Genomic DNA, 13,534 nt, shown 5'->3' on the forward strand with positions numbered 1-13,534 from the left:
CCGCCTTTCCAACACAATCAAGAAAAGACGCAAGAAGGGAACGGTCAAGAAATTTCCACATGGTTTGACAGGAGAACAAGCATGTCATTTCGCAGTGTGATTTCGAACCTATCAATAGGAGCCCTTGCACTTGCCGCCGCAAGTGCGCTTACATCACCGGTCCACGCAGCAGCACCCGAATCCAACGACCCGATCAAGATCGCGCTCTTCGACTGGACCAGCGTCAACCTCAACGCCAAGATCCTTGGCGGTATCCTCGAAAAGCTCGGCTATACCGTCGAATATCCGACAGCCGACTACCTCTCCAGCCTGACCACCGGCCTCACCAATGGCGACCTTGATGTCGGCCTGGAGTTCTGGGACACGACGGCCGGCGAAGCGATGAAGGCTTCAGACGCCACCGGCCAGACCGAGCGGCTCGGCAAGCTCGGGCCGAAGGCCAAGGAGGAATGGTGGTTTCCCGAATATATGAAGGAGAAATGCCCCGGCCTGCCCAATTGGGAAGCGCTGAAGGACCCGAAATGCGCCGAGGCGTTCTCGACAGCGGAGACGGCGCCGAAGGGCCGCTATCTCGGCGGCCCGGTAACCTGGGAGGGTTTTGACGACGAGCGCGTCGAGGCGCTGAAGCTGCCCTTCACCGTCATCCATGCCGGCACCGACGCGGCGATGTTCGCCGAACTGGACTCGGCCTATCAGCGCAAGGCGCCGATCATGCTGTGGATCTATTCGCCGCACTGGGCGCCGGCCAAGTACAAGGGCGAGTGGGTTGAATTCCCGGAGTATACGCCCGAGTGCTACACCGATCCGAAATGGGGCACCAACCCGGATGCCAAATATGATTGCGGCAAGCCGCATGGCGAGATCTGGAAATACTCCTGGTCCGGCATGAAGGACAAATGGCCGATCGCCTACAAGGTGACCAAGGCCTACACGATCGACACCGATGAGCTCAACAAGATGAGCGGCGAGATCGATCTTGGCGGCAAGACGCCGGAAGACGTCGCCGCCGCCTGGATCGCTGCCCACGAAGCCGACTGGAAAGCCTGGGCGCAGTGATCGCCTGACTGGAAGCCGGACCCGGCCTAGCGGCCGGGTCTTATCTCCATTTTCCAGAAGGACCATTGGATGACGGAAGCGACTGAACCGCAGGCAGTTGGCACGCCAAAGGATGCGCGGCCGATAAAGCTTGCCTGCCGCAACGTCTGGAAACTGTTCGGATCGAACGCGGCCAGCTTCATCCGCGAGCGTGACGGCAAGGCCAGCATGGCCGATGTCGCTGCCGCAGGACTGGTGGGTGCGGTGCGCGCCGTCGATCTCGAAATACGCCAGGGCGAGATCTTCATCATCATGGGGCTATCCGGCTCCGGCAAGTCGACGCTGGTGCGCTGCATGTCGCGGCTGGTCGAGCCGACCCACGGCAAGGTCGAATTCGAAGGCAACGACCTGCTCAAGATTTCCGATGCGGCGCTGATCGAACTGCGGCGTCATCGCATGGGTATGGTGTTCCAGAATTTTGCGCTGCTGCCGCATCTTAACGTGCTCGACAACATTGCCTTTCCCCTGAGCATCCAGGGCCAGGACCGACCGACGCGCGAAACGAGAGCGCGGGAGGTGATCGATCTCGTGGGCTTACGCGGCCGCGAGCATTTCTATCCGCGCGAACTCTCCGGCGGCCAGCAGCAGCGCGTCGGCATTGCCCGCAGCCTCGCGACCAAGCCGGAGATCTGGTTCCTCGACGAGCCGTTCTCGGCGCTCGACCCGCTGATCCGCCGCGAGATGCAGGACGAACTGATGCGGCTGCAGACCATGCTGCACAAGACCATCGTCTTCATCACCCATGATTTCGACGAGGCGATAAGGCTTGCCGACCGCATCGCCATCATGAAGGATGGAGAGGTCATCCAGACCGGCACGCCGGAACAGCTGGTTGTCAACCCGGCGACCGACTATGTCGCCGAATTCACCCGCGATGTCGACCGCGCCAAGGTGATTTCGGCGCGCAGCCTGATGCGTGCCTGCGATGGCGCCGAGCACGGCGGCACGGTTTTGCCCGACGCCAAGATCGCCAGCTTCTCGGCCAGCATTGTCGCGTCGGGTAAGCCCTTCGCCGTGGTCAACGGCAGCGGCAGGCCGATCGGCGAGGTGACGCCGCAATCGGTGATCGAGTTGCTGGCCGGTATCGAGCATACGAGAGCCGGCGCATGACGGTGACGGCAAGCGCCAGCCAAACGAGGCCACCGGTTCAGCGCTGGCTGCTGGTCTGGGCGCTGGCGCTGGCCGCCGTGCTGGTGGTGTTTCTGCTGCAGGACAGACTGCCCTGGGCCGTCAACTATCCGGCCGAGGCGGTTATCCCGGTCGCCGACTGGGTCAGTGCGCTGATGCGCTGGATCAAGTCGAACTTGTCCTGGCTGACCCGCTCGATCACCGCGGTGCTCGGCGTTCCCCTCGATTTCGCGCTCGACCTGCTGGCCAAGAATTTCAAGATTGGTCACGGTGCCGATGCCTATGTCCTGCCGCGCCTGTCCTGGATCGGCGTCTGCGTAGCCGCCTTCATCGCCGGGCACGCCGTGGGCGGTAGAAAACTCGGCATGCTGGTCGGCGGCTGCTTCCTCTACACCGCGCTGTTCGGCCAGTGGACCAGCGCCATGCTGACACTGGCACTGATTTCCATCGCGGTGCCGTTCTGCATCGTCACCGGCCTGTTCGCCGGCATCTGGGCGTGGCGCAAGCCATGGGCCGAGCGGCTGATCATCTCCCCTGCCCTCGATTTGATGCAGACCATCCCGACCTTCGCCTATCTCATCCCGATGCTGCTCCTGTTCGGCAACAGCCCGGTCTCGGCGATGATCGCCACCGCCATCTTCGCCACGCCGCCCATGGTGCGGGCAACGATGCTGGGTCTGTCGCGGGTGCCCTCCGAGATCGACGATTTCTCAGAGATGGCCGGCTGCACGGCGCGGCAGAAATTGTGGCGCGTGCAGCTGCCGTCGGCGCGGCCGACACTGATGATCGGCGTCAACCAGGTGATCATGCTGGCGCTGAACATGGTGATCATCGCCTCGATGATCGGCGCCGGCGGCCTCGGCTATGATGTGCTGCTGGCGCTGCGTGCGCTGAAGGTCGGCGAAGCGATGGAAGCCGGGCTCGCCATTGTGGCGCTCGCAATCGCGCTCGACCGGCTGAGCCAGGCGATCGCGCATAAGCAGGCAAAAGGCCACGTTCAACGGCAGGCGAACCAGAGCGTTTGGCGGCGCTATCCCAATCTGTCGCTGGCCATCGCCATCCTGGTCGTGACGACGCTGCTCGGCCTGTTCGTACCGGCCTTCGCAGCGGTGCCGAAGGAGATCACCTTCACCACCGCGCCACTGTGGAAGGCGGCGGTGAGCTGGGTGACGATCAACTTCTTCGACGTGATCGAAGCGTTTCGCGTGGCGCTCATCCTCAATGTACTGAACCCGCTGCGCGCCTTCTGCGAAGGCTTTCCGTGGCTCGGCGCGGTGGCCCTGCTCGGCCTCGCCGGCTATCAGCTCAGTGGCCTGCGTTTGGCCGCCCTTGTCGCGGCGCTGACCGCCTTCTGCGCCGTCACCGGCCTTTGGGAAAAGACTATGGCCACAGTCTATCTCTGCGGCATCTCGGCCTTCATCGCCTGCCTGATCGGCATTCCGATCGGTCTCGCGGCCGCCCGCAGCGACCGCTTCGAAAAGATCGTCACGCCCATCATCGACACGCTGCAGGTGCTGCCGTCCTTCTGCTTCATCATTCCCGTGGTGATGCTGTTCCGGGTCGGCGACGTCACCGCCATGATCGCAACGGTCGCGTTCGCCGTGGTGCCAGCGATCCGCTACACCGATCACGGCATCCGGCAAGTGCCGCCGGCGCTGATCGAGGCGGCGAAGGTTTCCGGCTGCACGCCGCGCCAGACCTTCTTTCGCGTGCAATTGCCGCTGGCGCTTCCCGAAATCATGCTGGGCGTCAACCAGACGATCCTGATGGCGCTGGCGATGATCATCATCTGCGCCATGGTCGGCACACGCGACCTCGGCCAGGAAGTCTTCATCGCGCTGTCCAAGGCCGATTCCGGACGCGGCATTGTCGCGGGTCTCGCCATCGCTTTCATCGGCATCGTCGCAGACCGGCTGTTCAATGCCTGGACGGCGAAGGCGCGGGCAAGACTAGGATAATTGTTGAATGTCCAATCCCGGCGAACCGCCTTTTGCCGTACTCGTCTTCGACATGGCCAAGACCGGCGAGCCGGACGGGGAGCACGTAGTTTCGGGGTTTGAGACGCTGGAGGCGGCGACGTCCTACGCCATTGCGCGGGTTCGCGCCTCGGTGGAGGAGTTGCGCAAGCCCGGCATCGCCACTGCTGAGCTTCGCCAGCTCTGGCACCTCTATGGCGAAGACTGTTCGGTGCTGAACGCCGGAGGGCGCGGCAGCGATCTACTCGACGATTTCATTGCGACGCCGTCGATGCCGGCCGAATGCAACTGGCAAGTTCTCGCGCCAAGGCTGCGCCGCTTCCGCGCCTCGCTGCTGATCTCCAACGGCAACAACGAATCCGTCTGGGCGGGCGGCTTCTTTCGCTCGACCTACAGGCTGACGCGAGACGGCCTCCTCGAGCGCTTTGGCGACGACGCCATTGCCGCCTTCAAGGCCAAGGGGATCGAGCCGGCGGAGCCGACGAAGCTCATGGTCGCCAATTACTTCGAGCTTCCCGACCCGCCCTACCCGCCGCCAGGCGTGACGCTGCGATCCTGGAAGGTCGAGGTCGGTTTTGTCTGCCATGACGTGAAGTTCGGCGGCGACGCCGCCGGAATCTTCGCCTGGCCGCAAGAGCCCACCGACTGGGCGCTCAGAACCATGCAGTTCCTGCTGATGGCCGACATGATGGCCATGCGCGGCGATGGCCCCGACTGGGCCAACGACTGCGAGATACTAACCGCCAAGGTGACCGAGACGGAGGCGCCTCCCGACTATCCGCTGGATTGAAGTGATGATCATCACCTGCCCCGTGGCCGGCACACGCGATCTCGGCCAGGAAGTGTTGGTCGCACTGTCCAAAGTCGCGGCATTGTCGCGGGCTGGCAACAACCTGCCATCGACATCATCGCGGTCGGTCTTCGACCCCTGAGCCGCGAAAGCTCAAGCACGGCTCGGATAGACGGTTTCGCCTCTTCTGGAGTTCGCCTCTTCTGGAAATGGCAGGCCGCGCTCCAGCTCTTGACTTTGACGCATTTTCGCGCGGAAAGCTGCTTCATCCTCGACCAGCCTGAGCTTGCTGCCGAATGCCCGATCAGCGCAAACCGCCTTTTACTGTCGTCGTCTTCGACATGGCCAAAACCGGCGAGCATGTGGTTTCGGGGTTTGAGACGTTGGATGCGGCTACGTCCTACGCGATTGCTCGGGTTCGCGCCTCGGTGGAAGAGCTGCGCAAGCCTGGCATCGCAGCAGCCGAGCTCCGGCGGCACTGGCATATCCATGGTGAGGATTGCACGGTGCTGAACGCCAATGTGCGCGGCAGCGATCTGCTTAACGATTTCATCGCGACGCCGGGGACACCGGCCGAATGCGACTGGCGGGCGCTGGCGCCACGACTGCGCCGTTTCTACGCCGCTGTGAACGTCTTCAACAACGATGGCAAATCTATCCGGGTCAGCGGCTTTTTCCGCGCGACCTACCGGTTATGGCACGCTGGCCTGCTCGCACGATTTGGCGACGACGCCATCGCCTCCTTCAAAGCCAAAGGCATCACGCCGGCAGTGCCGACGAGAGTCTCGGTCGACCATCACTTCGAGCAGCCCGATCCGCCGCGCCCGCCGCTCAGCGATATCAGGCCGTTGCTGTCGTGGAAGGTCGAGATCGATTTCGGATGCACCGATGTGAGGTTCGGCGCCAAAACCGACGGCGTCTTCGCCTGGCCCGAGGAGCCGACCGGCCGGGCACTCAACGACATGACACATCTGCTGATGGCTGACAGGCTGTCTATGTACGGCACCGGCCCGGAGGGTGCCTATTATAGCGAATTGGTGTGGGTCAAGGTGACGGAGACCGATGCGGCTCCCGACTACCCTCTGAATTGAAACTGGGCCGGTGCCGGCGCATTGTTTTGCATCACGCCGACCTATTCCGCCGCCACGCCCTTCACCTGGAGATAGCTTTCCATCGAGTCGTCCAGCGCCTGCAGCCAGGGCGTATGGTGCAATGGCGCCATGGTGCCGGTCATCAGCGAGCGGTAGGCGTGGTCGCGAAAGCTCATAATGTCTTCCGCCTTGTGGTGCTCCCATTCCATGAAGGTCTGGTTGACCGCCTCGACGTCGAAGCCGGGATAGTCGGTCTGGTCCATCAGTTCCTTGGTGTAGTCGCCCTGGAACCAGATCATCTGCTCGGCGTCTTCCAGCGTCTCTTCGCGTGCCCGCCACTTGGCGCCGTGCTCGGCCATCGCCTGTCCCGACGGCAGCTTGATGCGGCCCATGATGACGTCACGGGCGAACCAGGCCTGGGCGTCGAACATGTTGAAAGTGTAGAACTGGTCCTGCATGCCGATATAGGACAGTTTCGGGTTCTTCTCCCACACGACGCCCTCATAGAGCCCGTCCGGCCACATGCGGTTGGCGGTCTTCAGCTTCAGCTCTTCCGTGAGGAACGGGAAGGAATGCAGATAGCCGGTGCACAGGATGATGGCGTCGACATCTTTTGTGGTGCCGTCCTTGAAGTGCGCCGTCTTGCCGACGACCTTCTGCAGCAGCGGCACTTCCTTCCAGTTCTCCGGCCATTTGAACCCCATCGGCTTGGAGCGGTAGCTGGAGGTGATCGATCTGGCGCCGTATTTGTAGCATTGCGAGCCGATGTCCTCGGCAGAATAGGAGCGGCCGATGATCAGTATGTCCTTGCCCTTGAACTCCATGGCGTCGCGAAAATCATGGCTGTGCAGGATACGGCCGTTGAAGGTCGAAAAGCCTTCGAAATAGGGAACGTTGGGAACCGAGAAATGCCCGGAAGCGACGACGACATTGTCGAACTCTTCGGAGTAGGTGACGTCGTTGGTGCGGTCATGCGCGGTGACAGTGAATTTCCTGCTCTCGTCCGAGAAGGTGACCATGCGCACCGGGCTGTTGAAGCGCACCCATTTGCGCAGGCCTGATTTCTCGACGCGACCCTTGATGTAATCCCACAAAACGGCGCGCGGCGGGTAGGATCCGATCGGGCGGCCGAAATGCTCCTCGAACGTATAGTCGGCGAATTCCAGGCATTCCTTCGGTCCGTTCGACCAGAGGTAGCGGTACATCGAGCCGTGGACGGGGTCGCCATGCTCGTCGAGGCCGGTGCGCCAGGTGTAGTTCCACAGGCCGCCCCAGTCCGACTGCTTTTCGAAGCAGACGATTTCGGGGATCTCGGCGCCCTTGTCGGCAGCCGACTTGAAGGCCCTGAGCTGGGCCAGACCGGATGGCCCCGCTCCAATGACGGCAACGCGCGTTTTCATGGCAGGCCTCCCGGTGTCATTCGATTTTTGGAATTGCTCTTACGAAACAAATTTCACTCACAGGACAGTAATTGCCTCTTGGATGCTGTCAACAGGCCTTGTGGAGAAACCGCGTTTCGCCCCAGCGGATTTCCGGAAAAACGGATGACGGCGTAAATCCTGTTCGGACACCATTCGACTTAAGGGGCTTGCTGCGCGGTTGCGTTTCTGTATCGGCACCGAATATGTTCACCTGGAGTGAAATAATCATGGGGATTCGGAGGCGAGATGGCGAAGACAAGTTCCGATTCCAAGACTGCTTCGACAAGGGCAAAGCCACCGGCAAAGGCCTCCGTGGACGGAAAAACCATCCGCGCGCCGCTGACGCAGAATCCGCACGCCATTCGCGACACGCGCGAAAAAGTGCTGGAGGTGGCGATCGGGCGCGAGGTGCGCGCCTTCCGCAAGAAGCTCGGCATCACCGTCGCCGATCTCGCCGTCGCCACCGATATTTCGCTGGGCATGCTGTCGAAGATCGAGAACGGCATCACCTCGCCGTCGCTGACCACACTGCAGGCGCTGTCGAGGGCGCTCGGCGTTCCCGTCACCGCCTTCTTCCGCCGATTCGAGGAAGAGCGCAGCGCCGTCTTCGTCAAGGCCGGCGAAGGGCTAGATGTCGAACGCCGCGGCACCCGCGCCGGCCATCAATACAATCTGCTCGGCCATATCGGCTCCAACACCAGCGGCGTCGTCGTCGAGCCCTATCTGATTACGCTGACCGAGGATTCGGATGTGTTCCCGACCTTCCAGCATGAGGGCATGGAATTCCTCTATATGCTGGAGGGCGAGGTGGTGTACCGGCACGGCAGCAACCTCTATCCGATGAAGCCGGGCGACAGCCTGTTCTTCGACGCCGACGCGCCGCACGGGCCGGAGCAACTGACGAAACTTCCGATGCGGTATCTGTCGATTATTTGCTATCCGCAGAGCGCGGGGTAGTCGGACCGCCGCAGCCCGCTCACCCGGATTGCCCCGAGGGGAGAGGAGTCTGGCGTCAGCGCTGGCGATCTCTTCTCCGCTCGGGGAGAAGGTGGCCGCGCAGCGGCCGGATGAGGGGGCCTTTAGTCCGGCCCGAACCCCGGTGACGTCGCACTGCCATCATCCAGCTTCGACAGCCATTCCACCAATGTCGGCCGATACCGCGTCAGGCCCTTGTAGGTGGCCAGCTCTTCCGGCAAATCCCGGATCACCCGGTGCAGTCGCCTTGCCCATTTCGGCTGTGTCACCAGTTCGTCCATCTTGATCAGATAGCAGCGGATCGGGAAGACGATGCCGTTCGAGCGCGGCAGGCGCCAGAAGCTTTGCAGTTCGACGCGCAGATGCACCTTGTCGCCGACATTTTCGGGCGTCACCGTCGCGCGGTCCGGGCCCCATTTGTGGTAATTCTCCGGACTGGTGTCGAGGCGCGGGTTGATGGTCATCGTCCAGTTGAGACGCCGCGCCGGCTTGCCCTGCTGGATGTTGGTGAGGAACTTCAGCGCCCTGACGAAAATCCCCTTCTCATGCGCCAGCGGCACCGGCGCGTGCCATTCGAAGAAATTCATGCCGATGTCGAAATCGAGCGACCAGTCGGCCTGAGTGGTGACCATGCCGGCGTCCATCCAAAGATTGCCGTCGCGCTGATCGAGAATGCAGAAATCACCCTGGCTCTGGCGGGTGATGTACTCCATCGGCCCGTAAGGCAGTGTCGAGGTGTCGCCGAAGGTGAAGGTGTCGTCGATGCCGAGCGGCCGGTTGATCCAGCGCCAGCGGTCGCCGTCGCGGGTCAGGGTGAAATGCTCGGGATAGCCAAGTGCCTGTTGCTCCATCAAAAGTTCGAGCAGGTCCCAGCCGGCCAGCGTCATATGCGGCAGCGACTGGCAGCGCAGCGGATCGTCGGCCAGCACCAGTGCACGGTCCTGCATCTCGGCGACATAGTGCTCGTCGACGTCGATCAGGTTTTCCAGAACGCTGCCCTTGGGGCCAACCACATGCGGCTCGATGTTGACCGCATACATGTAGGCGTCTTCGTGGAACGGGAACGGAAACCGCCTGATGTGTTCCGGGCTGTTCCTGAAGGTGAAATCGTCGCGAAACGTTTCCTTGCGAAAGGTGATGCCCAAGCTGGCCTCCTATCTTTCCAGGACCAGCGACTTGCCTTCGAAGCGCGACACGCACGGCATGATCTTGCAGCCGGAACGATGGTCTTCCTCGCTGAGCCAGTGGTCGTTGTGGATGAACTTGCCGTCATACGAGACGACGTTGGTCTCGCACTGGCCGCAGACACCGCCGCGGCAGAGATAGGGCGGATCGACGCCGGCGGCCTCGATCGCTTCGAGCAGGCTCTGCTGCTCGCCGACGCGGATGGTCTTGCCGCTAACGGCAAGTGTGACGTCGAACGGCAGGCCGGGCTGGGGTGCCGCGAAATGCTCGTAGTGCACGGTCTCCGCCGGCCAGCCGAGAGCCGCAGCGCGCTCGCGCACCCAGTTGATCATGCCGGCCGGGCCGCAGACATAGAGATGGGTGCCGAGCGGCTGCGAGGACAAGAGACGGTCGAGTTCGATGCGCTCGTCGCGGTCGTCGTGATAGAGCCGGACGCGACGGCCATAGCGCTCCTGCAGCACATCGGCATAGGTGCCGAGCGAGGCGGTGCGGCAGGTGTAGTGCAGCTCGAAATTGCCGCCGGACCCGGCGAGCTGCGCGGTCTGCGCCATGAACGGCGTGATCCCGATGCCGCCGGCAAGCATCAGATGCTTCTTTGCCCTGAGGTCGAGCGAGAACAGATTGACGGGGTAGCTGACCACCATCTCCAGGCCAGGCTTGACGCTCCGGTGCATGAACAACGAGCCGCCGCGGCCGACATCGTCGCGGCGCACCGAGATGGTGTATTCGCGGGTGTCGAGCGGCGATCCCATCAGCGAATAGGGATTGAGCCTTGTGCGGTCGCCATCGCGCATCTCGACCACGACATGGGCGCCGCCGGAAAAGGTCGGCAAAAGCTCACCGTCACGGCGGCGGAAATGGAAGCGCGTCACCAGTTCGTTGACCGGGACGACGTCGCTGACGACGACATCGAGCTTGGTGGTGCCGGTGCTCATGGGAAGACCTCCTCTATGGGAGGGGTCTCCGAGCGATCCTCGGCATTTATGCAGACGCCCTGGAATGCTGCCAGCCGTCGCGAATAATGATCGCGCACCAGAAGCAGCAGGCCGCAATGCGCGCAGGTGGCCGGCTGCGTCGTCACATTTTCGGTGATGCCTTTGCAATGCACGCACTGCATGCGCCGCGCCAATGAGCCGCGATGCTCGGTCTGCATGGAGGTATGATCGATGCCGGCTTCGAGCGCCACCTGCATGGCCTGGCCGATCAGCCCTTCGGTGCCGGCGAGATAGAGGCGCAGGCCCATATGCGCGTTGGCAAGCGTCTGCTTCAGCCGGGGCAGCAGGCTGGCGAAGGTTGGCGCGACATGAAATTGCGCGGACTTCAGTGCCTCAAGAGCGGCAACGTGCTTGCCGTCGGCCCCGGGAATGAAGACGATTTCGGCGCCGTCGAAGAAGCCGGGGGGCGCCGTCCTTGCCATATCGACGATCGCCAGCGCGCCTTCCGCATCCGCCACGAAAAGATGATGCTTGCCGGGCTGCGGGGACAGGGTTCCGTAAATGGGCCGGCTGATGATCGTTTTGGCTGCCATTCTCTACTTCGTACCTCGAAACCCCTCGCTGTCGATTGTGCCTCAGCCTTTCGCCGTGCGCTTGGTCTTTTTGGGATCGTCGAAGGGCAGAGGCTGCGCCGTCGCCCTGATCGAACCGCTCTTGTTGCGGATCTCGAGCTTGGTGTCCTTGACCGCGCAGTCGACGTCGAGGCGGGCGATGCCCATCGATTTCTCGACCAGCGGCGAATACATGGCGCAGGTGACCACGCCCACCTTTTTGCCGTCGCGATAGACCGGCGCGCCCTCATCCGCGGGTTGCTTGCCGTCGAGCAGCACGCCGTAGATCTTGAAGCGCTCCTTGCCCTTGAGGCGGTAATGCTCTTCGGCGCCGCGAAAGCCGGTCTTGCCGGGGCTGACGGTGAAGTCGAGGCCGAGCTCCCACAGCGTGTCGCCGGGGCCTTCGTTCTCGAACGGATATTTCTGCGAGTTGTCATAGGGATAAAACAGCAAATAACTTTCGACGCGCAGCATATCGAGCGTGGTGAAGCGGCACGGAATGATGCCGGCGCTCTTGCCCTCGTCGAGGATCCTGTCCCAGATCGTGCCGGCGTCCTGGCCGCGGCAGAATATCTCGTAGCCGCGCTCGCCGGTATAGCCGGTGCGCGAGATCATGACGGGAAAGCCGAACAGCTGCGTCTGCATATGATGGAAATAGTTGAGGTCGCGAATGCCCGGCACATGCTTTGAGAGATAGTCGACCGCGGTCGGCCCCTGCAGCGACAGGTCGTGCAGATTGTCGTCGAAGCGCAGCGATACGTCGCGGCCGACGGAAGCGCGCTGCAATTCCTCATGGCCGGTGCCGGAGCCGTGCACCACCATCCAGGCGTTCGGCCCGGTGCGGTAGAGGATGCAGTCGTCGGTGAATTTGCCGGCCTCGTTCAGCATGCAGGCATAGGCCGACTTGCCGGGATAGATCTTCTCCACGTCGCGCGTCGTTGCCAGGTCGATAAGGTGTGAGGCGTGCGGCCCGGTGATGTGAACCTTCTTCAGGCCCGACACATCCATCAGCCCGGCCCTGGTGCGGATGGCGGTGTATTCCTCGTCGGCGTCCTTGTCGTAGGTCCAGGCGGTGCCCATGCCGCTCCAGTCTTCGAGCTTCGAGCCTAACGCGCGATGGCGATCCGCCAGGGTCGAAAATCTCCAGGATGCCGTCATGCGCAAATCCTCCGTTCGAAAATTCTATTGTGTTCCCGGCTCCCTGCGCGGAGGCGGGAGCATTTGGTCGAATTTGATCGCAAACGTCCTGATGCCGCAATACCCGGAAGCAAATAATTTCATTGTCAGGCAAAATTCGCGGCTGGGGACAAACGGTTAACCCAACGTAAAATCGGCTTGACAATTGCTGGATTCGGCCTGAATTTATGAAAAAAATTTCACTCTGTTGAAAGAGGGCAGCTGGCGGCCAATTCGGGGTCGGGCGCTGGAAAAGGGGAAAACCGATGTCAGATCTGCAGCAGCGCATCGAAGCGCTGTACCGTTCCGACCTGCGCGGATCCGCGCTCCTGATCATCTGCCTTTGGGCGACGATCCTCTTCGTGCTCGTCATGACATGGCCCTACATCCCGGACACCGGGATCAAGATCGTCGTCGCCATCGCTGCCGCCGCCGTGCTGATCTTCAATACGGCCGCCATCCTGGCGATGGTCAATCACTACAAGGAAGACAAGGACTTCATCTACGGTCTCGACATCAAGAACGCCGACGCGGCCCGCAACCGCAAGTCCTGAAAACAGAACGTCCTGAGGGGTAGAAGTCATGTCGCGCTACACGCCGCCGGAACAAGGCAAGGCCGGGCAGATTTTCGATATCGTGGTCGTCGTGGTCGCCATTTTCGTGGCGCTGTGGCTGCCATTGAAACTCGGCCTGGCGGGTGCGGCGAAATCCATCGACGCGCTCGATGCCAAAACCTGGGAAGCGTTGGGACAGAACCCGACCATGGCCTCGATCTGGGAAAAGCTCGGCTATACGCCGGAGACCGCGCACGACATCATCCAGAACCGCTTCCACTACATCATCGACTGGCCGACGCTGATCATCATGGCGGCGGTGCTGATCGGCTATTTCGTCTTCCTGTTCCGCGCCTCCGACCGCGAATATCGCGACGTCATCAACGAAAAGTTCGACGACAAGTAACGCCAGAGATTTTGGGGAAGCACGCTCATGTGGGTCGCACTCTCTTACGCATCGTGGGGCATCTCGGTCGTGCTTGCGCTGTGGATGCTCTACGACTGGTTCAAGATCGACACGACCTATTCCGAGGAGGTGCTGACTTCCTCGCGCGAAGGCGAGCTTGAAGCCGCTTCCGAAAAACACCGGATCTGAGT

The 13,534-nt window shown here is 62.0% G+C and carries 15 protein-coding genes; 10 read left to right on the top strand and 5 right to left on the bottom strand.

The annotated features are described in order from the left end of the window. Positions 1–81: 81 nt before the first annotated feature. The 6 genes from ACYG9Y_RS19005 (at position 82) to ACYG9Y_RS19030 (ending at position 6,080) form a co-directional block, all read left to right on the top strand. Positions 82–1,056: an ABC transporter substrate-binding protein gene (locus ACYG9Y_RS19005; RefSeq protein ID WP_023738441.1), complete on the top strand. Its 975-nt coding sequence runs from the start codon at positions 82–84 to the stop codon at positions 1,054–1,056. A gap of 69 nt (positions 1,057–1,125) precedes the next feature. Next, the gene (locus ACYG9Y_RS19010; protein WP_023738440.1) at positions 1,126–2,205 is read left to right on the top strand and encodes a quaternary amine ABC transporter ATP-binding protein; all 1,080 of its coding nucleotides are present in this window, start codon (positions 1,126–1,128) and stop codon (positions 2,203–2,205) included. Then, the gene (locus ACYG9Y_RS19015) at positions 2,202–4,181 is read left to right on the top strand and encodes an ABC transporter permease (protein ID WP_023738439.1); all 1,980 of its coding nucleotides are present in this window, start codon (positions 2,202–2,204) and stop codon (positions 4,179–4,181) included. The genes ACYG9Y_RS19010 and ACYG9Y_RS19015 overlap by 4 nt, the downstream gene beginning before the upstream one ends. Positions 4,182–4,188: 7 nt before the next feature. Beyond that, complete coding sequence (locus tag ACYG9Y_RS19020) at positions 4,189–4,989, top strand: hypothetical protein (protein WP_023738438.1); 801 nt, start codon at positions 4,189–4,191, stop codon at positions 4,987–4,989. A gap of 4 nt (positions 4,990–4,993) precedes the next feature. Continuing rightward, positions 4,994–5,131: a hypothetical protein gene (locus tag ACYG9Y_RS19025; protein ID WP_023726364.1), complete on the top strand. Its 138-nt coding sequence runs from the start codon at positions 4,994–4,996 to the stop codon at positions 5,129–5,131. Between the two features lie 154 nt (positions 5,132–5,285). Then, the gene (locus ACYG9Y_RS19030; protein ID WP_023738437.1) at positions 5,286–6,080 is read left to right on the top strand and encodes a hypothetical protein; all 795 of its coding nucleotides are present in this window, start codon (positions 5,286–5,288) and stop codon (positions 6,078–6,080) included. A gap of 41 nt (positions 6,081–6,121) precedes the next feature. On the opposite strand, the gene ACYG9Y_RS19035 is transcribed toward ACYG9Y_RS19030, so the two are convergent. After that, positions 6,122–7,480 carry an NAD(P)-binding domain-containing protein gene (locus tag ACYG9Y_RS19035; RefSeq protein ID WP_023709929.1) on the bottom strand — a complete coding sequence of 453 codons (1,359 nt, stop codon included), beginning with the start codon at positions 7,478–7,480 and terminating at the stop codon, positions 6,122–6,124. Between the two features lie 267 nt (positions 7,481–7,747). On the opposite strand from ACYG9Y_RS19035, the gene ACYG9Y_RS19040 reads away from it, so the two are divergent. Next, positions 7,748–8,458, top strand: a complete 711-nt coding sequence (locus tag ACYG9Y_RS19040; RefSeq protein ID WP_023687066.1) for a helix-turn-helix domain-containing protein — start codon at positions 7,748–7,750, stop codon at positions 8,456–8,458. Between the two features lie 122 nt (positions 8,459–8,580). On the opposite strand, the gene ACYG9Y_RS19045 is transcribed toward ACYG9Y_RS19040, so the two are convergent. From ACYG9Y_RS19045 to ACYG9Y_RS19060, 4 genes are read right to left on the bottom strand one after another with little or no spacing between them, the layout of a single operon-like run. Then, on the bottom strand, positions 8,581–9,621 hold the full coding sequence (locus ACYG9Y_RS19045) for a heme-dependent oxidative N-demethylase family protein (RefSeq protein ID WP_023687065.1): 1,041 nt from the start codon (positions 9,619–9,621) through the stop codon (positions 8,581–8,583). Between the two features lie 9 nt (positions 9,622–9,630). Next, entirely contained in the window at positions 9,631–10,596 is a 966-nt protein-coding gene (locus tag ACYG9Y_RS19050) for a PDR/VanB family oxidoreductase (protein ID WP_023687064.1), read from the bottom strand. After that, complete coding sequence (locus ACYG9Y_RS19055) at positions 10,593–11,189, bottom strand: dimethylamine monooxygenase subunit DmmA family protein (protein ID WP_023738436.1); 597 nt, start codon at positions 11,187–11,189, stop codon at positions 10,593–10,595. Before ACYG9Y_RS19055 ends, ACYG9Y_RS19050 begins: the two co-directional genes overlap by 4 nt. A gap of 42 nt (positions 11,190–11,231) precedes the next feature. Then, positions 11,232–12,365 (bottom strand): aminomethyltransferase family protein, encoded by a 1,134-nt coding sequence (locus ACYG9Y_RS19060; RefSeq protein ID WP_023668543.1) that lies wholly within the window; start codon positions 12,363–12,365, stop codon positions 11,232–11,234. A gap of 284 nt (positions 12,366–12,649) precedes the next feature. Between ACYG9Y_RS19060 and ACYG9Y_RS19065 the strand changes: the two genes are divergently transcribed. Genes ACYG9Y_RS19065 through ACYG9Y_RS19075 form a run of 3 tightly spaced genes read left to right on the top strand, consistent with a single transcriptional unit; the run spans position 12,650 to position 13,532 of the window. Further along, entirely contained in the window at positions 12,650–12,937 is a 288-nt protein-coding gene (locus ACYG9Y_RS19065; protein WP_023668544.1) for a hypothetical protein, read from the top strand. A gap of 28 nt (positions 12,938–12,965) precedes the next feature. After that, positions 12,966–13,343, top strand: a complete 378-nt coding sequence (locus tag ACYG9Y_RS19070) for a hypothetical protein (protein ID WP_023668545.1) — start codon at positions 12,966–12,968, stop codon at positions 13,341–13,343. Between the two features lie 27 nt (positions 13,344–13,370). After that, a complete protein-coding gene (locus tag ACYG9Y_RS19075; RefSeq protein ID WP_023668546.1) occupies positions 13,371–13,532 on the top strand; it encodes a hypothetical protein in 162 nt (53 codons plus the stop codon). The last annotated feature ends 2 nt before the right edge of the window (positions 13,533–13,534 follow it).

The organism is Mesorhizobium sp. W050 (assembly GCF_054719535.1).